This is a genomic window from Candidatus Nitrosocosmicus sp. R (genome assembly GCF_054408505.1).
Window position 1 is genome coordinate 481,065 of sequence record NZ_CP167090.1, and the last position, 21,712, is coordinate 502,776.

Annotated in this window: 16 protein-coding genes and 2 pseudogenes; 8 read left to right on the top strand and 10 right to left on the bottom strand. The window is 34.9% G+C overall.

The genetic code is table 11. The features are described from left to right. Window positions 1-378 precede the first annotated feature (378 nt). Both AAGU22_RS02560 and AAGU22_RS02565 read right to left on the bottom strand, forming a co-directional pair. Window positions 379-531, bottom strand: a pseudogene (locus AAGU22_RS02560) (ATP-binding cassette domain-containing protein); the annotation flags it as partial. Between the two features lie 266 nt (window positions 532-797). Then, the gene (locus AAGU22_RS02565) at window positions 798-1,364 is read right to left on the bottom strand and encodes a hypothetical protein (protein WP_458720675.1); all 567 of its coding nucleotides are present in this window, start codon (window positions 1,362-1,364) and stop codon (window positions 798-800) included. Between the two features lie 341 nt (window positions 1,365-1,705). Between AAGU22_RS02565 and AAGU22_RS02570 the strand changes: the two genes are divergently transcribed. Continuing rightward, window positions 1,706-2,722, top strand: coding sequence for a cache domain-containing protein (locus AAGU22_RS02570; RefSeq protein WP_458720676.1), 1,017 nt, complete (start codon window positions 1,706-1,708; stop codon window positions 2,720-2,722). Between the two features lie 95 nt (window positions 2,723-2,817). Here the strand turns inward: AAGU22_RS02570 and AAGU22_RS02575 are convergent, their stop codons facing one another. Next, entirely contained in the window at window positions 2,818-2,997 is a 180-nt protein-coding gene (locus AAGU22_RS02575) for a hypothetical protein (protein ID WP_458720677.1), read from the bottom strand. Window positions 2,998-4,119: 1,122 nt separating this feature from the next. Here AAGU22_RS02575 and AAGU22_RS02580 point away from each other — a divergent pair. The 4 genes from AAGU22_RS02580 to AAGU22_RS02595 all read left to right on the top strand — a co-directional run bounded on the left by AAGU22_RS02580 (window position 4,120) and on the right by AAGU22_RS02595 (window position 8,220). Then, window positions 4,120-4,311: a hypothetical protein gene (locus AAGU22_RS02580; RefSeq protein ID WP_458720678.1), complete on the top strand. Its 192-nt coding sequence runs from the start codon at window positions 4,120-4,122 to the stop codon at window positions 4,309-4,311. A 1,350-nt stretch (window positions 4,312-5,661) separates the two neighbouring features. Beyond that, window positions 5,662-5,940, top strand: coding sequence for a GNAT family N-acetyltransferase (locus tag AAGU22_RS02585; protein ID WP_458721730.1), 279 nt, complete (start codon window positions 5,662-5,664; stop codon window positions 5,938-5,940). Between the two features lie 876 nt (window positions 5,941-6,816). After that, complete coding sequence (locus AAGU22_RS02590; RefSeq protein ID WP_458720679.1) at window positions 6,817-7,197, top strand: response regulator; 381 nt, start codon at window positions 6,817-6,819, stop codon at window positions 7,195-7,197. A gap of 597 nt (window positions 7,198-7,794) precedes the next feature. After that, on the top strand, window positions 7,795-8,220 hold the full coding sequence (locus AAGU22_RS02595) for a hypothetical protein (RefSeq protein ID WP_458720680.1): 426 nt from the start codon (window positions 7,795-7,797) through the stop codon (window positions 8,218-8,220). Window positions 8,221-8,428: 208 nt separating this feature from the next. Here the strand turns inward: AAGU22_RS02595 and AAGU22_RS02600 are convergent, their stop codons facing one another. From AAGU22_RS02600 to AAGU22_RS02615, 4 genes and pseudogenes are all read right to left on the bottom strand, one after another. After that, window positions 8,429-10,138: a PQQ-dependent sugar dehydrogenase gene (locus tag AAGU22_RS02600; RefSeq protein ID WP_458720681.1), complete on the bottom strand. Its 1,710-nt coding sequence runs from the start codon at window positions 10,136-10,138 to the stop codon at window positions 8,429-8,431. 1,609 nt (window positions 10,139-11,747) lie between these two features. Further along, on the bottom strand, window positions 11,748-12,932 hold the full coding sequence (locus AAGU22_RS02605) for a right-handed parallel beta-helix repeat-containing protein (protein ID WP_458720682.1): 1,185 nt from the start codon (window positions 12,930-12,932) through the stop codon (window positions 11,748-11,750). A 328-nt stretch (window positions 12,933-13,260) separates the two neighbouring features. After that, window positions 13,261-13,674 (bottom strand): carboxypeptidase-like regulatory domain-containing protein, encoded by a 414-nt coding sequence (locus AAGU22_RS02610; protein WP_458720683.1) that lies wholly within the window; start codon window positions 13,672-13,674, stop codon window positions 13,261-13,263. Between the two features lie 134 nt (window positions 13,675-13,808). Beyond that, a pseudogene (locus AAGU22_RS02615) lies at window positions 13,809-13,976 on the bottom strand (DUF1326 domain-containing protein); the annotation flags it as partial. A gap of 1,352 nt (window positions 13,977-15,328) precedes the next feature. Between AAGU22_RS02615 and AAGU22_RS02620 the strand changes: the two are divergent. Next, window positions 15,329-15,784, top strand: a complete 456-nt coding sequence (locus AAGU22_RS02620) for a hypothetical protein (protein ID WP_458720684.1) — start codon at window positions 15,329-15,331, stop codon at window positions 15,782-15,784. A gap of 1,141 nt (window positions 15,785-16,925) precedes the next feature. Here AAGU22_RS02620 and AAGU22_RS02625 read toward each other — a convergent pair. Continuing rightward, window positions 16,926-17,174, bottom strand: a complete 249-nt coding sequence (locus AAGU22_RS02625; RefSeq protein WP_458720685.1) for a hypothetical protein — start codon at window positions 17,172-17,174, stop codon at window positions 16,926-16,928. Window positions 17,175-17,194: 20 nt separating this feature from the next. Next, on the bottom strand, window positions 17,195-18,085 hold the full coding sequence (locus AAGU22_RS02630) for a cache domain-containing protein (protein WP_458720686.1): 891 nt from the start codon (window positions 18,083-18,085) through the stop codon (window positions 17,195-17,197). Between the two features lie 104 nt (window positions 18,086-18,189). Between AAGU22_RS02630 and AAGU22_RS02635 the strand changes: the two genes are divergently transcribed. Then, on the top strand, window positions 18,190-19,536 hold the full coding sequence (locus tag AAGU22_RS02635) for an extracellular solute-binding protein (RefSeq protein ID WP_458720687.1): 1,347 nt from the start codon (window positions 18,190-18,192) through the stop codon (window positions 19,534-19,536). A 330-nt stretch (window positions 19,537-19,866) separates the two neighbouring features. Here AAGU22_RS02635 and AAGU22_RS02640 read toward each other — a convergent pair whose 3' ends face one another. Continuing rightward, on the bottom strand, window positions 19,867-20,064 hold the full coding sequence (locus AAGU22_RS02640) for a hypothetical protein (protein ID WP_458720688.1): 198 nt from the start codon (window positions 20,062-20,064) through the stop codon (window positions 19,867-19,869). A 272-nt stretch (window positions 20,065-20,336) separates the two neighbouring features. Here AAGU22_RS02640 and AAGU22_RS02645 point away from each other — a divergent pair, with 272 nt between their 5' ends. Beyond that, window positions 20,337-21,140 carry a CAP domain-containing protein gene (locus tag AAGU22_RS02645; RefSeq protein WP_458720689.1) on the top strand — a complete coding sequence of 268 codons (804 nt, stop codon included), beginning with the start codon at window positions 20,337-20,339 and terminating at the stop codon, window positions 21,138-21,140. Window positions 21,141-21,712 lie beyond the last annotated feature (572 nt).

Consider the following 21,712-nt stretch of genomic DNA (forward strand, 5'->3'; position numbering starts at 1 on the left):
TTTTGAATAGTTTATGTTCTATAATCTAATTCTTACAACTGATTATCAAACTTTTAATTATTAAAAAATTTTAAAACAAGATTTGTTACCTTGTGAGATTGCAAATCATCAAACTTATAGACAACGTCACATAGCAACGCAAAACATCAGGGAATCAATGATATCATTGTCTTTTGTCTTATATGTTTATTATATTTACTGCTACAACGTTACTTAGTAAAAAGGAAAAGGAGAGATCATTATTCAACTAGCAGTGACCGTCAAGACCACAAGGTACATGGCTAAGGCAGCCCATAGTTAATTAAAAGATATTGGGACAATAATCGAAAGACACTCGGGAGAAGAAGAGAACGAAACTGAAACTGCTGCAAATCACGTCTTTCCACCGTCTGGCAAAAGAAACGTGCCAAGTATATGAACAGTGGTTGTTTTTCCAGCACCGTTTGGTCCAAGTAACGCAAGAACAGTGTCATACTTGACAACGAAGTCGATGCCGTCAAGCACTTTAAGGCGTTTGAACGACTTTACCAACCCTCTTTACTACAGTCGCATTTTCTGTCGGTGTATAATTTTTGATTAATCTATTATGACGCATAATATCATGTTTTTTGCCTGTTCCGCGGATGGACAAAATACTAATCCCTAAAACTGCAGAAACCACTCATAAAGGTATTAGATTATGAAAAGCCATCTTTAGGGTTAAGTTTTATTTGATTAAAAGTGGTTTTAAAAAATAAAGGAAAAGAAAACAAAACCACGTTGGATACCAAAGATTCTATTGGCAGTAGGAAGGCTTTTCAACACAGATCAAATGTGTCTAAATAGTAAATAGCGGAGAGGCACAATGTCTTATGCTGAGTGCCAAATATTGGCTGGCTTCCAAAATGGTTATCTGTTACAGATCCATCCAATTTTATACTAATTGCATAGTCCCCCAAAATATTAATTTGCGTTGGAACATTGTTTACCGGTCCTTCTCTCATAGTTACAGTTGATGTACCATTATACAGTGTGGAGTTAATGGTGTTGTCTATTGTTGGTTGCCCGGCTAATTTAAAATCATAAATCGAATGAGTATGGTTTGCAGTACCGTCAACTTTAACCATATAAAATGTTGAGTTGAATATAGGTGACATAGTAGTTGAATTGATGTTAGAGAACTTGAATGCGCCGCCCAGTATCCATGCTGGATCGGCTGAGGTGCCATTATTAGTGGTGCTAGTAATGGAGCCCCTTATTGCGTCATCCGTAGGATTGGTCAGATTTTTTGAGTATGCTGTATGGAGAGAACCAAACGGAATCACTAATGAAGATAATAACACTACTGCAAATATAGGCAAAAGTTTGAAGAATCGATTGTTCATCAATAACAGTTTAAGGCCACATTATATAAGCAATGCCCATTTTGTTTTTGAATTGGATGTTACAATTGAGGATTTATTAAGAATTGAATCGGATAGAGCAACCATAACAGTATCCGGTTAAGCCTTCATCGCCAACTCCCTGTAAATGGAAAATCCATTTAATTTAAAACAGCTTTAGGTATTTTATTTAATCAATTACAATTCATAGTAGTCAGATAATCAGCCAATACTCGGATAATGACAATACGCCTTATGGGTTAAATGGGATATACGATTAAATCAGCTTTCATGTAAAAGAAAGACCTTTCTATTACATCGTCTTTGTGTATAGGAGATTATCTATGCAAAACAAAAACATTGTAACTAAAAATGTATTCTATGGAATCGCGGGTTTGACTTTACTCATTATAGCAATATCTTTAGCAACACAAACACCTTCTAGTGCCCAGATTCCACCTGAAATGAATGGAAACAACAACAATAACACAACTATTTATGAAAACAATGCATATCAAGCCCATAATTATGTAAAACTTTTAGCGCAAGACATGGAGAACCGACTTGATAAATCTGCGACAATACTTGAACTCACCGGTATGTTGCCAGAAGTTAAAAATTTAACCTCTGTGAATATGCTTGACGAAACAATAGGACAGCAAAAAGGAATCCCCCAAAACGCGGATATCCCTAAAAGACAAGTAGCAAAAGACATTTTGGAAAAATATGGAGAGTTTCAGGTGGTGTTCTTTTTGATGCCGAATGGTGATATATATATTGAGGAGCCATATTCTCTTCAGGAGAATCTCTCTAAATCTAATTTTGCGTTCAGAGATTACTACAAGGGAGTGATAACTAATAATGATACTTTCCTGGGTAATGTAATAGTATCTGCATCCTCTGGTCAGAATCAGGCCGTGATGGCGGTGCCCATCTATTCAGGGACAAATGGATCATTAACAGGAATATGGGCTGGCGGCTTGGATATGAGTGAATTTAACAAGAGCCTTCAATTATTGAATCTGACCAACAATGAACGCATAGTATATGTTGACAATCTTGGTAAGGTGGTTGCTGACTCAGACATACAATCATCTAACCGAAACGAATCATTTGCCAATTTGCAGGAATTCAAAAATGCCATTAATGGGAAGTCAGGCACCGTTAAAGAAATAGTTGACGGCACGGAAATGCTAGTCTCGTACTATCCAGTCAAAGCTCTTTCCAACAATTGGGCCGTTCTGTTAATTCAACCAAATAATGGCAATTCTGTTTTATCATCCAGCAATTATGCAATAACCAATAATAGTATAATGGAAAACGATAAGCAAAAAGAAATGCTATTACAAAATACAAAGTGAAAAATGCCCTTGTTAGATATTATGGACAATCATCTCAGGAAATCGTATTTGCACTTCAATAAATGAATGACGGAGATTAACCCAACCAAAATAAGTTATGATTCATTTGGTTTTGTGGGAAATACACTAATTTTCCATAAAACATCTGGTGAACCATTTTCAGTCATATATGCTACAGATGCCTCGGTCAGATATGAAACTAAATGACTAGTAAGATATTGGGTAAGTATTTGTTCTATTTTTTTTCTATTATGATGTATTGAGATTTCAAACATATGTTACTTCAATTATTTTTATAAATAGTAGATCAAAATTAAAATAGTTAAAAAGGCGGGTCCAGAGATAGTAATGCCGATATCGGTCTTCTTGATTTGTATAAATATAAAGTAGGTTCTGATTTAGACCATGACCACACCTTGAACAAGAGGCTATCCTTTGTTCACATGACACATCTAGGTTCTGCCTGCTCAATTTGTTTCGGGCCCTCAAATTATTGTAGGAGCGATGTTCACTGAAATATTTAAAATTCATTGATATTTCTTAACTTTTGATACTTAAATCCTGGATATAGCCCATACCGTTACTATAAATATATAGCTGGTTCGGTAGAATCATGAGGATATCTATATGAGTCTGATAAGAGTGTTTTACTATATCTATTTATGGTTCCGTACTATAATCGGTACAAAATAGGTGTCTGAGTTGATGGTATCCAGTCCGATAGCTATTCGAATGTTATTCATTTAATTGAGAATTTAACATGTCTATTATATTTTTTTATACTTATATGAATCCATAAATCGAAGGATTCAGAACCTTTGAGTATTCAAGTTCGATCTTATTATGATATCTATCTAAATCTATAAAAAGGATTGCTAGCTTGCTTGAATCAAATCGATTTGTTACATGTATGAAATGCTAGCTCACCAGATATCATAAACAATATCATTCCTTAAAAGATGATGCTGACCAATGAGTAACAGACTGCCTAACTATTGTTCAGGGACACTCTTGCCATTGAGTTGAAGTGCTACTAATTTGTAGTCCCTATTCTGGCGTCACGGACGTCATCTACTCTATGAATGCAATTTGTAACACTGCCATCATTTCTTCTGCAATGAGATCATGTAATTGGCACTATTCAAAGCAATCCGGAAACTGTCAAGGATATCACCAATTCCATACTTAATGCAAGTCATCTGGATTTCTTAGATGCAGAGTCTCCTTTGCCAAATCACTCTTACAGTTTTTTACAAACTCTGGGCCATTGTTTATTCTTCGGCACAGTAACCTCATCACTGGACCCACAATAGGAATAGTAATCATTGGTGTTTTGAAAGGAATGCATTCACAAACTACCCAATAATCTTAAATCGAACCATTCATTGGTTGTAAGTATGAATATTAAAAAGATCTCCTGCCTCTGCATAATGGCTTTAATTATTTTTGTATTGACAATCACAGCCGTCTCTGTCACCCCAGCAGCAATCTCTCAGAATATGACCGGTGGTAATACGACCGGACAAATCGGTAGCTCTCAAGCAGAAGTTGAGGCACAGTGTTCGCTTAGCCCCGCTTGTATTACCTGAAAATACAATCTAATATATCGGTGCCTAACACAGACTGTAAAGTTAACGATAAATCTATAGGTTTCATCCGCACTAACTATTTAAGATTTATCAGACAATAAGAAATAGAACTCGACCAGAGGTATCATATAAACCATTAATCTATACTTTGACGCTCTTTCATTAAGGAAAACCTCAAAAGCATTATCTAGATTTGTTAACAGAAGCCACACTGCGATAAAAGACTAGATACAAAAGTACCTACCTCAAAGACCATTATCAAAAACAAAGAAAATTGACTAATACATAGTTGATGAAACCTTAATCAGAGTTGGTTCGGAATTAATCTGGCTCTAGATTGCAATCCAAAGCCAGAAAATAGGATAAATCTCGCACTATCCGTCTCTAAGGAAATAAAAATACTAATTGCTGAGCGATTTTTATCAAGTGTTGCCAGAGGTTACGGAAAACAGCCTTTTTCAACTGACTGTTGTGACTCTGATAATGACTTTTCATGCAGCATAAGAGATAACTGTCCTCGTACTTTTGATCCAGATCAGAAAGATATCGACAACGATGGGATAGGCGACCTATGTGATTAAGCTTAAAAGCCAACGGAATTCTTGTTGCATTGTACGTTCCTATTTCTTGTATGTAACTAATATTTTGGTTTATTTCATATTTAACATCAACTAGATGATGAATCTATAATTTATTTAATATTTTTTAATTAAGATAACCATTCCAATAATCATACTAAGAGACAATGATACACTACAAGGTGATTTAGATGCAATATGCGATGAAAATACCACATCAACTGATATTTTGCATATTTGATAAATTCTAAATATGATTGTATCTTACATAGAAATTACCTAAATCATTACATCCATCACATATTCCTTCCACTTTGTAGAAATACTGTGGGCTGCGTTCATTATCTGGATGTGGCATCATGTTCTGCCCACTTTATTTCTACTAGGATGTTTAATTATAGCTGAATATTTTCTCTTTTTTTACGAAACTATCTTTAGGTAATAGAATACTATAATTATAGTAGCAAATCTCGTAATCACTCACTAACAAATAACACCATAACCTAATAGATTGTAATTACCGTTAAAAGATTTGTAATATAACATAATAATCCTGATAATCTGTTAATATTATAATGACATCTGTCAAGATTACAAAAGGCTTCTTTTGAGGATCTCAAGGCTATCCTGTTATTACAAAAACAAGCTTTTGTAAGTGAAGCAGACATATACAATGATTTTGATATTTCTCCCCCCATTACTTCAAACATTAGAAGAATTAACAAAAGAGTTTTCAGAATCAATAATTCTTAAAGCGTAATTAGGGGATGATATAGTTGGATCGGTTAGAGGATTTCAAGTGGATGAAACTGTATTTATCAAAAGATTAATTATTAATCCTCATTTTCAAAATCAAGCCATGGGAACAAACCTTATTAAATCGATTGAAGATTCATTCAAAGACAATAAAAGATACGAATTATTTACTAGTCATAAAAGCAATAGAAATTTGCATCTGTATAAAAAGAATGGATACAAAGAATTTAATCAAATACCAATTCATGAGAATCTTACTATGATATATTTGGAAAAACATGTGTCTTGCAGATAATACTTGAGGTTGTAATAGGCAATATTGAATGTTAGATGGCCTTTCTAGATAGTTCATTAATTCTGTAATATACATGGCTGTAATTTCATATTCTGCTTGTATACAACCCTCACCTAAACAGATAATTGAAAGTTTTCTGAAGGAGAACTTAAATGAAGCAGATGTATGAGTTGAGTAATTAACCCTCATTCCTTGATTTATGCCTCCGCAAGCTAAAAGATATCTGATCAGCCGTTAAATAGTATTTTGCACTTTATTAATTGAAGAGAATATCTTCATTTCAGTAGGGATGGGTAGGAAAAAGGCATTCAGACCTATCTAACTTATTCCTACCATGGTAACATGTAGATAATTAGATATTCGCCCCTCGCTCTGTTATGATTTTGAATAGGATATAAGATTAAAGGAAATGATTTGAAAGGCTACGTTTAAGGTGTTGTGCGGGGTTAAATTATTTTATAGAATTAATTTATACTACCTGGGAATTCCGAAATTTTTAGGTAAACTGATGGTATAAGTAGATTTATGTTAGCCGATCTTTCAAATTAGTTCATTAAGCCTAGTCTATCTGTCAGTATTTTTGTACTCTACTTGTATACAATCCTCCATTAACACTGATTGTTACTTTAATTTTAATTAAATAGATACTTAAAATGTCAAACTATGCAATGACAGAATATAATTTATTAAATAGAAAATCAAAAAAATGCAGAATAAAACTCACAAGATTACTAATGCCTTTTTACTATTTTCTAGGAATATATTATTGCTAGCCCTTTATCATCCTCTAATGCCACGTTTTAACCTATATATTCCGAATATTATTACAGCCTTAAACCTTTTATAAGTGGTATACCATAGTAATGGCTATTGGAAATGTCCTCACCCCATTCGGTCATGGTGGTGGACGATGAACCAGAGATCGCAAACCTTTATAGTGAATTTCTACAAAGGTCTGGCATTAATTCGACTTGCTTCATCGATCCGCTACTAGCCCTTGAGCACTATAACCAAAATCCTAATCGATACTCTCTTGTTATTACGGATTTGTGCATGCCTAGCCTTGATGGAATAAGACTTGCTAAAAGGATAAGAGAATTTGATACCAAAATAAAGATACTATTAATTACAGCATTTTATTTCAATGACATGCTAGATACAGAAGAATATAGAGAAGCCAAACTGACGGGACTAATTCAAAAACCGACAAAGCTCTCAATATTAAGGCAAAGAATAATAGAGTTGTTGTCGAAATGACCACAATTGAAATCCTTTTTTATGAATAATCAGTTTGATTCCGATCACTTAGTATTTCCACCGAACTCGCTACCTATTTATAGTAACGCTATAATGTACAATCAGAGATGATGTAATTCTTATTCTTTAGCTATAAAAAAAGAAAATAAAGGTCAGTTTAAGTCATCCTACTCGGAATATTTGAGATTATCTTAATTAGACATTTTTGATTCTCAACTATTTTCAGCTTATTACACTACTGTATTAAGTAGAAGGTAAGTAGAAGGTAAGTAGAAGATAGATTAGATAAGGAATACAACAGACAGCACAGACAGTAAAACAAAAACTAGAATCAAGTAAATTGTCGTTAATCCAGATCAAAAATGTCTACCTGTTCTTTAAACACCATCAACTATTTTTTATTTCCATCAGACAGATTCAAAAATTTTTATCGTTTTTTACCTCAATTTTTTAGTATTTATTGATAGCGTTGATATCATACTAGCAATCCTAAACGTATTTAATCTATTAAAAAATAATTAATAAAACTTTGGTTTATTTTTCTGCTCGAAACATTACAATCGATAATATAGTTTGATACTCATAAACATATAACTCATGAGTTTGATATTAACGGTATGTGCATTGGTAATAGCTGGGCTCATGACAGTATACAGTTTATCAATATCAGATCTAGTTTTTTGTGTTAGCAAATCTTTTTATGATGATAATGAAAAATCATTGCCATCCTATCTCAGTGGAGGGAATTTGAAGCCTCTAGCGGACAAGAGTTTGGTAGAAATAGTAAAAAGTTTTAAGAATTCTTCAGGATTTTACAAAATTAATGGAACTTTAGAAAATCAGGGTACGCTCATACTTTCAGATATTAAAGTTGTAAAATATTACAAAATTCCTTCGGTAAATGATACAACTTTAATATGCTATGAGGAAAACGGTGCTAGATGCGAATATAAATCAATTAATCAATTACCTTCACAAAGTTTTTTCTTAAACATTCCTGATCCAAAGATGAATTCTAAGTAATGGTCTTATATTCTCATACGATAAAAAATATTTGCATATAGAGGTAAGACTGAGTCTAGATATTCTCCAAGATAGACAGATCCATGATATATCAAAATTTTACATTAGCGGTCTATCTCTGTCTTTATTTTCTCTTAAAATCCTCATCTTCGGTTTCATTGAGGATATTTTATCTCGATTAATTAGATTAAAACTAAGTATATTGCAGTTATTTTACTACTACTTCTCCTACCATTGAGGGATGATAAATGCAATAATATGGATATTCGCCAGAATCATCAAATTTGATACTAAAATATTGATTAGGTATAATTGCGTTTGAATCAAATTCTTCTCCTGCATCATTATCATCATCTTGTCCAGAAGTTACGGTGTGTGATATAGCGTCACCGTTATACCATGTAATTGTTTGACCCTTTTCTATTGTGATAGGATTTGGAGAGTAGGAACTATCACCATTTATCCCAACTATGACTGCCGGAATAGAATTGGCATTCTGTGAATCAGCTTGCTCGCTATTTTCAGACTGTTCCTGTTGCGTTTTACCATTAATTGTCGTACTAACAGGAGAAGTGTTAGTACTATTTGTTGCGCTAGCGGAAGAAGGTAAGATTCTAAAAAGCGAACCAGTATAACTTAACACATACAGGTATCCATCTGGCCCTGTTTGTAGGTCTGTTATGCCGCCGAACCCTTGACCAAATACTATAGGTTGATTTTCTTTAGGATCATTAACTTCTCTATCTACAAGCGGTGCTGTGTTTTCTACATATCCACTATCAAGGGATAGATCATTTCGCGCCTCATTAAGAATAAATCGATATAAAAGACCATTATTTATGTCACCAACAAACATGTTATTTTGATATTGTGTTCCTAACTTATCGGAATTCAGAAATTCTAACGCTGTAACGCCTATTGGCGTAACCCAAGAGAATTTTGGTTCGGAATATGACCCTTTTCCAAAATATACCAAATCTTCAGGTGTTGCTCCTGTGCCTAAAAAGTCATTCTTTGAAAATCCTTGAATTAATGACCATCCTCCATTAAATCCTGGATATACCAAATTGATTTCATCACCAGCTGTAGGTCCATTTTCTGTATCCCATAAGTTACCAGTCACCGGATCAAAATCTATTCCGAAACTGTTTCGAATACCCATTGCATAATACAAATTAAATGGAGATTCGTCTCCAAATATAATATCGCCTTTGACGATATCACCGTCTTGAGTGACTCTTAGTACTCCACCAAGTCCATCTGGTTCCCGTCCATTTTCATTATTCTGTGCTTGGGTCCTGTGTCCGCCCACTTCTCCTATTACATAATAGACGTTGTTATCCGGTCCAATTCGAATTTTACCTCCATTGTGCTCTCCTCTCCCATTATCTGGAATTGCAGGAAGATCTAATAATAGAGTGGGATTTTTTAGTTGCACGTCAACATATTCATATCGATATAATCTGTTCCCTGACGGGTCGACATTGTCTTCAAAATCACTACCATCCTCATCGTTGCCTGATTCAGTATAAGATAAGAAAACATCAATTTTTCCATCCGGTTGTTTTGCTAAGGCAATACCTAATAGACCTCGTTCTATGCTATTAGCCACAGCCACATCAAGCACTGGCGTATCTTGTATCTGACCATCTATAACATGCATTACCTTCCCCGTCTCTTTTTCAGTGACCAGTATATCGTTAGGTCCTAAAAATGCCATACTCGTAGGTTTTTCAAATCCACCAGTTACATTTTCTACAACAAGATTGTTATCTTTTACACTGGGTCCATTAGGTGATACAGGAGCTTTTGCATATGCTCCATATGATAAATTAATTGTAGAATAATTTGAACAAAATAACAAAAATATACAAAGGGCAGACAAAACAAATAACTTATTACTTGTTTTTTTTACCAATATTTACTGATTGTGAATGGCGTATTAAAGAGTATTCATGAACTAACTAGTATATTAGACATCAACTAAAACTAATCATAACTTGTGTATTGAATCAAAATAACCCTAGTATGATATTTGAGGTAAAAGTATAATAACATTAGCCTTAGAATATTAATATTTAATTCTTAAAATTTCAAACATCCTTTTTCTAAACAATATGCGAACTGAGATTGATAAAAATAATACCCATAGACTTACCACCGTAAATTCTGAATATTCTATCATTTACTAAAAGATGTCTTATTAGCGATTAATAATATTTTTCCTATCATTACAGGTTAAACTTCTCAGATTAAATTAATAATGATATTAAAAAATAAAACACAATCATAAATTCTCCAACTTGCTTTAACTCCTAAGTTAGTTTTCAATGAAACTTTGGACTGCTTTCATACTATTTGATACAGTGTGACTCAGCTCCACATTATCATTCACGTCTTAATTACAAATCATTTGTATTGTAATATTAGTAGGTATTGGATCTTTATCAATTTGTTGAGTATAACAATTATTGAATATCAATGATGCCAAACTTTGATCGTTAGGATCAGAATAGGATGGAACTAATAATTGCTCTCCGTAAGCGCTTAAATAAGGAGAAAAGAGAGATACAAAATATGCCATGGATATGAGTTGATAATTTCTTATTTTTCTATACATGTGATATGATTTTTTCTTAAAAAGTTGTTAATCAATAGGTCAGGAAATTATATGATACAACGGGTCAAACCTTGGTTTCAATGCTTTTGTGGTTTTAATTCTACGAAAAAGCAAGGTATAGTAATTCTGTGCAGTGCTAATACCAACTATTAACATTAGAGTGGGAGAATGACTGTATTATTTGTAAATCAAAAGATAAATCTTAAGTACTAGGATTACTAAACATGATACTCTCGTATTCAAAAACCACAGGACAGGTTGGACATGGTTTAGGACATCAAGCTTATTCTGTCCTGAGTCTGATTAAATAATATGAAAATATACTGAAAAATCAATTGCTTTACTGAATCGATTAAAGTAAATTTAATGTATATCAAATAATATTAATGGTAGTTTAGAAAGGTATGACTATGTCAAACCAATATGTTTCTAAAATTGAGACATTGTCTATGTACAAATTTACTGATTATAGAATCGCAGTATGATGGTTATCTATCGCATTCTGACACTCTTGTTAATCGCCATTACACGATTTAACAACCTTAGCAATTTACTCTGTCTTGAGGGCAAGATCACTATACTCTACTATTCTTCTTTCTGCCTGGAAATATATAATCTCTAATAGTTTCTAAGCCAGCCGGTTCAATGAAATATATCTTTTCGATTCCATTATAGGATATGAAAGAACTATTTAGCAAATAGAATATGTATTCTCTCAGAATCAATTCAGATGTTGGTATCACTCTCTGTACGCTCAAATATATTTCAGAGAATGATGATCCATAATACATTAATACATGCTAATAATACTGGCTCTGTAATAGCTATCTTGAGATAAACTGAAATAGTATTCTTATTATTTGTGCATTCATGATTCATATTACTATTTACCACATTTCTGTCCAATCTACTCAATAATGTTATTTGATATTTCGTTAGTGCCTCGTGAATCATCGCTTTCTTCGATTCCTTCTGTAGCATTGGTTAAGGTGTTGTTATAGACTTTATTTTCGACAGAGTTATGATAAATATAGATTCCTTGACTCTCACAGTTACTTATGTCATTATCATAAACTTCGTTGTTAGGTGATTGAGACAAAAATATACACTTTTCCTCATCATGAACATCATTATTTCTTGCAATAGAATCGGACATATTCCTGCTAAACATAATTCCGGACCCTGCACTGTTATAGACTTCATTACCTTCAATAGTTATATTATAACAGTCAAGAGAACATATTATGCCCATTGCTCCATGGTCATGTACCGTGTTGTTTCTGATCAACATATCATGAGTTGCAGTATGAGGGTCAAAACCATACATAAAGTTATGATGAACATGATTGTCTTCTAAGACTAAGCCACCTACCCCAACAGAATAAAATCCAAACCGATCATGGTGAATCTCATTATTCTTTACTATGCTTGTTCCATTATTGCCATAGTAGCTAATACCAGAACAACCGCTACCGCATTCATAACCTAAATAAGCTATTTCAGAATTGGTAATGTTCGTTGTTCCGGTAGTTTCATCTTCTATTTTTATATATGGTCTGGGTATAGCATCAATACCAGTGTGCTCAAATTCTCTGCTAGGTAGTATGTCAACTTCAAACTTTATGAAATCATTATTCTCAGGATCCCACGAAGTAATTTTTACAGAATCTATAATTAAATTACCAAAAACCGTAATAGAATTTACACTATCTCGGTCACCATCACCGTTCTTATCTCCAGCTAACATCTTAAGCCATTTGGTATCACTCGAATTAATCACAAGTGTTGAACCTTTTTCGACTACTATGGTAGCATCCAATATCCAAGTATTGTTAGTGGAATTATCTTCTATTCTTAGAATCTCTTGATTTTGAATACTGTTGTATATATCAGTAAGAGTTGAAGGATGCGAACAAGATACAGTAATTGTGTTTTTACCACTTTCCTCATCGGAATCGTAACTGATGCAGTCAGTGTTACTGGCTTGATCCACTTCCTGAGCAAGTGACCTGTTATTTATTAAACTAGGTCCACTAAAAGACAGTATGATAACGATAACAACTGTATAAGACGCTGCTGAGATAAAACTCACGGGCCGTTTCAATTTGTCTGATTGATGATTATTCTACCAGATTATAAGAATTATCTTCTCAATGTTTTAGAAATGATACTCTTGAAAAATATTGAGAATTATTTGCAATATTCAAAATAATTACAAAGGATTTTGTACAAAATAAATTAGGTCGTACTTATTTATTGACTAATCACCATTATGTTTTTCTATCACTATGGCGATAAAAAGACAAGCTCTTATGCATACAATTGATCAGAATATTAGTACAATTTTGAACTTGTAGGTGGGATCGGCTTAATTCGATAGGTAATAAATAAATTGAGGTTAACAGTTATTGCTATGTACCTTAATTAACTGTAATTGTCCTTGTTGCAGATGCTGAAATATGCTCAGCGTCACCAGCAAAGTATGCTTGAATTGTATATTCTCCCGGGCTTAATTGGACTCCTAAACTGTATTTACCAAACTCATTTGTTACAACGTTCTCACTATTCTCATTTATACCTGAAATTATTACGGTAGCACCTCCTATGGCTGAGTCCCCGCATTTAAGTTCACCTAGTAAATATACGGGAAGCGTACTTCCAGAAGCAACTGTTCCTCCCTTCGGATTTGAACTTAAACTTAAGGTTGGTTGACAGTCAGCCATTTGAGCCGATACTTGATTTACCGATAGTAATGTCATCGCAAATACGGATAAAGTCAAAATTCCAGTTACCTTTGCAAATATGATTAGTTTGTTATTGTGATTGTTATTCATAATTTACATGACAATACGTCATAAAATATTTAAGAGTTCTTACTTACTTAAGGGGTCTTACTTAAAAACAAATTATGACTTGAAGATCTCGGACCAGTGTAATGAAATTTGAAAAAATATTCAAAGTTCCTATCTCATATGGTTGACTTTATACTTTTGAGGTCTTTCATTAAAGCGAAGACATCAATTCCTTCAAGACTAATATCACAATAGTTTCCTGATCGAATGTGAAATAGAACCAGAGCTTTGCAGAAACCGTTGGATGGAAATCCATTGAAATTACTCGGACATCCATAATCACAATTACAAGTTTCAGCCTAATCTGCTTTTAAAGTCCAACCAGAAATTTGATTTAAAGTAGAAGCTATAATTATTTACTCTAATCGAATTATATTAATTTTTAGAGTACTGTAGATAACATGATTAATTTTAGATAAATAAAATTATTTGAACTATTTTAAATAACGGTTATTTTTACACCACTCATTTGTTATTGATGATGGCCCATGTGTATATCCTCATGATTTCCACTGAACCAGATACCTATTTATAGTAACGATATATTAGAATTTGTTATATCTCAAAAAACTAGACCATTTTTCTGATCATATTATTATTCAAGCATTGATTAATCCGTATGCTTAGGGAAAGGGCCTGCATAATACGAAAATTTTACATTTTCCCTTAAATCCAAAGATGTAAAAAGACAACATCCTTCATTGCTAAACAGAGGTTTGAGTTTTCTAAATCTTGAAGAAGCATCAAATAAAAATGTACTCGACTATTAAAGCTCGCCAAAAAGGGGAAAAGCCTGTTAGAAAGAACAATGCATTACATAAAGGGCAAAACAGAATTTTAAGATGATTATTTTCCATGCAGACTAGAAAATTGTAAACTAGAGCATATACGGGATTGGTCGAATCTATTCATTGAATATCACAACTAGGAGTTAGGAAGAGTTAATTGAACATAGCAATAGACTTATTATTAATCTCTATTTCTTCTGCAATTGCATTAATGCTATGTGTAGATTTCGAATGTAAATTAGAATTCTTTGACATGTTTGCTGACAGGAAATAGATTTGTTAAAACAAAGAAAATCTATTCGGTCTGGATAAAATAATCAAGTAGACCGAGTAAGTAAAAAGAAATCCCTTTCTAATGAGTCCAATTAGCTCAATTATTCATATTTATTTGACCTGTGAATAGGACATATATATGAAAGTGGAAAATCTATTATTATCGATCATTTTAGCCACGTTTATCGCCGGATTTGGTCTATTTGAATCCTCAAACACTAGTGCGCAGAACCCCCTTTAATGGGCTTCGGAAATAACTATCCATTGAATCATATAATTAAACTAGAGTTTGAATCTAGGACAAACATACATTGACTGTTTTGCAGTTGTGTTCTTGTTAATCATTACTATAGCCTAGACTTTAACCAAATGATCCCAAAGAAGATAAGGACGGTGTTGGATGAGTTGAGGAGAGAATTAAGTTAGTCTAAACAGCAGTAACGATAAAAATAGTCAAGGTTTGTTGTTTAGCGAAATGTTTAACTGATTACAGAACATAATTCAGACTATATAACGGATATTAAACGACTTTTTCTAGCTACAATGTTAAATAATAGTCAGAAAGAAATTAACTATTGAATATTAAAGGTAAAATGTTCCATAATTGTACGATAATTATATTGACCATACTTACATTGTATTTTCCTGTCTCTATCCAATCTAATCCAGTATCTGCCCAAGGTGACGGTTATACTCATGGATGCTCAGATGGAAAAATATCCAATCCGAATCAAAGATACCTAAATCAGCCAGGAAATGGACCTGAAAATCAAAATGAAGAATTCAGGAATGAGTATATCAAAGGCTTAAATGATTGTTATGGCAGCTACAATACCTGTTATGATCGGGGCGTCCTTGACGGAATGACTGTTAACGAAAACATGAGGACAGGTCAATTTGAGAGCCAAGTTCAAAGATACGGTGGTTGCTACGACCAGGGCTTTCATTTTGGATGTGCATTGGTAAAGGGTACTACAGAGGCTTGTTTTGATTATCTGTATGAGCCGCCCCAAAACATCGGGCAACCATGAATTAATTCATGGCAGATCCAGAGTGATCAGTCCTATTTACAAGATTAAAATATGAAGAAAATGGTCTAACCATTTCTTTGTACTTTCATAAACCTTCGGTTACAAATAAATCGATAATAGCTATTGTTAATTATTAATGCTAGGTTGAGTGGTTTTATATTGCCTAGTTTTGTTTGTTTGGCTTTCTTTGGTTTAATTTCATCAATCAAAATAGCCATGCTTTAATCTCTCAAGATCAGTAGATTCTATTGTTATTGTTTCAAATACTGATTGTGGAGAGTTTGTCATAATTCCCAAACAAGTAAATCTTAAAATTGACAAGCAGTCAGAAATTCCGAAATGTCCCTCAAAATGGTCAATAACTGGACTGATCCAGTATTGTGGACCTGATACTAACGAAATAATTACACAGAGGGTAACACCGGTGCTAGATTAGTAGAGGAAAGAGTTAAACATACAAAACCTCCAAATAATAGAGGTTGTTCCTTTAGACAGCTCTACTTGGATTTTACTCAGCAGGTCCCATCCGTACTGAAAAATGTGTTTTTGGCGGCCTAAATTGGACTGAATATTCCTCCGCCGGCCTGGTTAAAACATTGGTTGCCTACTGCTACACTGCAATCCGGACCAGTTTGATCGCCATATGCTGCGACACCAGATCCGGTGGCATCACTACCTTCTCCTATAGCAAATCCGCAATAGTCAAAATTACTATTATCAGTACCAGACCCTCCATTAGCAACACCACCTTTCTTAACTCTACATACTATCTTTATATTCTATTGGGGTGTTAGCTACATCCATGAAGGAACACATAAAGGTAACAACAACAAATGTAATTATTCTAACAACAGTAACAATAGTATTCATTGGTGCATTTATTTGTGCTATCACTATCTTAACAAAAGACTAATGCGTAGTATGTACCAAATCCAGCGTATTCTGGTGGTGGAGAAGGACCACCGATCATACCGTTCCATCCACCTAATGATGCCGCTCATAGCAAACAGCAAGAAGGGGTTAATACCAACGAACCCACATAGCTAACAGTTCTTTTAAATGGTTTGTACTAACAGATGGATAAAAAATGATAAAATTTATACCAGTCTTATCTAATTGGAAACTTCGATCTAACTTAGAATTAGTGCTTTCTTCCTCCAAAGCCTCCGAGCCTCCTGATGCCCAAGGCAGTTTTTGCCTCTTTCAATACATCATTTACATATTCTATCATCGACTCGAGAGATTCCTCTATTTCCTTCCTTCTTTTTTCAGCTTCAAATAGTTCCCTCGTTTTTTTTTCTACTTCTTTAATGAGAGTGTTATTCCACTTTGCTAAAAGTATTATCAATACTACTACAGCGACAAAGGTTGAGGTAAATAAAGTTAACATCTTTAGATTCTCGGCGGAAATTACATGTCGGATTTGAGAGTGAATTTGGTCCGTCGGTGTGACAATCTGTACAAAAATTCAGGTCTATCTCCGATGATGACAGGAGATTGGGTATTCAGTCTTTCTCCCCTTCCATAGTCATAAATAGCATAACCCGAGTTTCCCATCAGGAGAGAGCGAGTAAGGTTGTTCAATATTGTATTGTGATTTATAAAATCCTGTACATAGTTCCCAAAATAGTTTTGCCCTATCAATTTCTTGTCCACACCATTGGCTAGGATAGTCCCCGATCGATCAAAAGCGACCAGAAATTGTCTGTCCCCGAGTTCCACATTTCCATATTTTGCAAAAAAGGGCTCAGTGGGAATAGCTGCTCCTACTATTCCTATATATTGGTTCGATTCTCTATTGACTATCGGATATGTTATGAATTCCCTATAGATACCCTGTCTTTCAAATCCACCAGATAATGTTAGGCTGAGGTTGGCCTTGGTGTCTCTGACCCAATTTCTTAACGAGAAGTCTTGTCCCAGAAAAGTTTCAGTTCCTCTGGGTGCCATGCTCATACGTACTACTCCATCCTCGTCAATTACAAAGAGCCTATTTACAATATCGTCGTAGTTGGAGTACTTTTCTTTTAGTAACCTTTCTGGTTCTGTTCCCATTAAATCGCCTTCTTGAAAGTATTTAGATGTCGCCAATCCATCTAACATGGTAATTACAAGATTAAGATCTGACTGAATATGATTGGAAATACTCTTCGTGGACTCAAGTTGTCTCTCCTTCTCCTCCTCAATGAGCCTATCTCTAACCGATTCTTCAGTAATGCTCTGATTGTAGATGAGTAATCCTACGGACAAAGATAAAATCAATATTACTGATATTATGCCAATTTTCTTAACTTTGTCCAATCAGACCCATTATTATTACCATCTTAGTTCTTATTAACCAATTCTGGGATGAGGCCGAATTTGAATCTAGGCTTATATAGTTGACTTTATATCTCACTATAAGATTGCTACACCCAACTCTTATTACCGCTATAGGGGTACTAGCCTTTTCCATTTTAACGAATTATTCATTGAGTTTTGGAAGTAATTTGCAGCAGATAGATAACTCATCGAACAAAGAAAATGTCACACTTTCCGCAATCCTTGAAGACCAAGGCGATCCGGCAAGGTGGAATTCGCTGATTGGGCCAGCTCTGGATAGGCTTAGAGAGGAGCATCCTGACATCACTATCAACATCGACTACAAAACTTTTCCTTATAATGAAACAAGAGAGAAGTTATTATCGACTCTTTCGGAACACAACCCAATTGATCTTATTACACTTGACCAGATCTGGCTTGGAGAGTTTGCTGAGGACCGATTAATTACGGATCTTACAAACTACACACAAACCTGGGATCGTCAGAAAGATTGGTATGAAGTAAATTGGGATGGTGGTGCATTAGGTGAGAATATTTATGGTATATGGGCATGGACTGATGTAAGAGGAATTTGGTACTGGAAGGATTTACTAGAAGAGGCCTCAGTTGATCCTAACTCATTGAAGACATGGGACGGATATATCGCAGCGGCAAAGCAACTAGATTCAGTACTTCGATCTCAAGGGATAGAAGGAATTCATCTTACGGGAGCTGGGCATTCCCCTGACCTCTGGTATCCATATCTTTGGATGCTCGGTGGAAATATCTTACAGGAGAGAGAAGGGCATCCCACAAAAGGTATTTACTGGTTCCCTGCTTTTAATAGCAGCGAAGGAGTAAGGGCGATGAATTTCATAAAGGATCAGGTGGATGCAGGCATAAAACCTCAAAAGAATCATTTCTGGGGAGAGGAGTTTCTTGATCGAAAATTTGCTGTAATGATAGAAGCCCTACAACATCATATACCCATAACGACTCCCGACAACCGATCTGCATTTGAAGAGAAGGTCGGATTTATACCCATGTTTCCTGTTCCACATGAAGGCAATCAAACTTCTACCTTAATGGGGGGCTGGCTGTTCAGTATACCTTCATCTTCAACTCACAAGGATCTCGCATGGGATCTAATTACCATTATGCTGGAACCAGATATTCTTGGTCCATATCTCGTTAACCATGCAAATTTGCCCACTCAGATTCCAATTGGCGAAGGTCCTTTTTCGGAAGAACCAATGAGTGTTATACCATATTATGACGATTTGATTTCCATGATTAACTCTGGTCATGAGAGACCCAATATCAGAGAATATTCTCAGATAGCTGAGTTTGTGAAGGAGGCACTAGATGGCGTTTTCTATAAAGGCGCGGACCCAAAACGAGCTCTAGATGATGCTGCCTCTGATTCTGCAAAAGTGCTTGGTTGGTTGTAATTCACGATATATAAAGCTACCATATGCTGTTTCTATATGGAATAGAGGCATCGAGAATATTCGGGCATTGACTTGAGGTGTCATCCTTGAAGCATCACACGAGATCGCAGTCATATTTTCCAATTCATTGCAGGTTTAATTGTGGAGTAATGAAATATCTCGACACAGATTGCATACAGTAGTGTATTCCATATACCGCCGAATCTGCTAACTACTTATAGTAACTACTGGTAAGACAATGAAGTATCATTCTATGTTAAATTGCTTGGATATTGATAAATAAAGGGATGAGGGCTTTACCCAGTCCTGCGGTTTTTTTGTCTTATCCTGTTAAAAGTAAGATATTACCTGACTATCATGCTCTGTAGATCGTCCTTGGAATACGGGGGGACCAGAATACATGTTTCCAGCATCTGATTGTCCACCTGCATTATTTCCGGAATTTACCTGTACCTGAGTTTTTATGTTATTACCAGGTCCGAGTATTCTTTTAAATGATAAGAGTAACGTGCCAATTACTGAAACCATTTCTGGAATTAATTTTTAACATACGTATTTTGCATTACCTGGGTTATTCCTCTATCCAACTGGAAGACTCCACCATTCTAGTCGCTATGACCTCATCCTGAAAAAACACTAATAAACTCGTCAAATGGGTCCGTCAAGATGACCAAAATAAGAAAAATCTATCAAATTATACGATGATAATTCTAAAAAATTTTTTCTCAGGTACACAAACCTTCACTATGAACTAACCTTGTAGCAATGACTATTTATCTATGTACATTATAAGAGAAACATTGAATCAAATAACTAATTTGTTAGTACTTTTAGTAGTGACTTTGTTTGTTTTACCTGTCTCAGCATTCATGTATGCTAGTGGGTCTAGTGAATCATCACCGTCTGACTTTCTTCCCGATAACGTTGACTCATCATCCGGTAGTGAGTCTACTGATAATAATGACGGCACGTCAGACAGTGGGTCAACTGATAATAGTGAATCATTACCGTCTGACTTTCTTCCCGATAACGTTGACTCATCATCCGGTAGTGAGTCTACTGATGTAAATGCCGATTCATCAACAATGACTACGGAAAATAATCCCACTTTACCAAGTGAATCTCCGTTAAGTAACAATACTGGAAATGTACAAGAAGAAGATCTGGTCAGCATCATCCTGACCTTACACAACCAAGAACGTGCTGAAGTTGGGGTTCCACCGCTTACGTGGAGCGACACCCTCGCCGCCCACGCACAGCCTTGGGCCGATAATGTATATGCGACAGGTGATGCGTCCCATTCAAGTGGGCGTGCTGACTTCGGTTTTTATGGTGAGAACATGGCAAGGGGAGGAGGTCCATCTTACGCAACTCCGTCCTGGCTAGCTCAGACCTGGGCCAACGAAAAGAGTGGATATGTACCGGGCACCCCCGCGTCCGATAGCACTGGCCATTACACTCAGATGGTTGACACGCAATCAACCGAGGTTGGTTGCGGGTTTACTAGCGGACCCGGTGGTCTATACGCTGAATATGGTGGAACGAATGTATTGGTTTGTCAATATACTCCCCCTGGCAACTGGAATAATCAACCACCCTATTAGAAGGACCTCCTTCCTGTCACGGTAAGGACTCGCCTTTCACCCTGAACCAAGACCAAAGAATTGCTTTTACAAACAAATTAACTGACAAAATGAGAGTGAGGTGGAGTCTCCATCTTTTATTTTTTAAAAGAATTTGAAGGATTCAAAAAACCATAGTGAACAAATGATACTCTTATGCATTTAACGGAGTTTCCTTACGATGTGAAATTTTTGAGTAATAATTAATCGGTCTAGTCTATTCATAATAATTTTATCAAACTCAAATTTACTAGATCAATAATCATTTCGACAAGGTGGAGCCTACAGGACCTTAAAGAATAAAATTCACAATACAAAACCGTGAGAAATTGACGTTCATAATGGCAAAACTCTCTACATTCAGAAAATAGTATTTCAAAGCAGATAAATATTGTTTGTCAGTTCTTGATTTGCAAATTTGGTCAAATTTGTTTCACATACCACCGAACCAAAATTTAGGTTATTTTTTCTAGAGAATCTGCTTAAAAAGTCACTGAAGATTTAACATCTTTTAAAATTCTCGCATAGATGGAGGAGGATTGGCTAAAAGAATA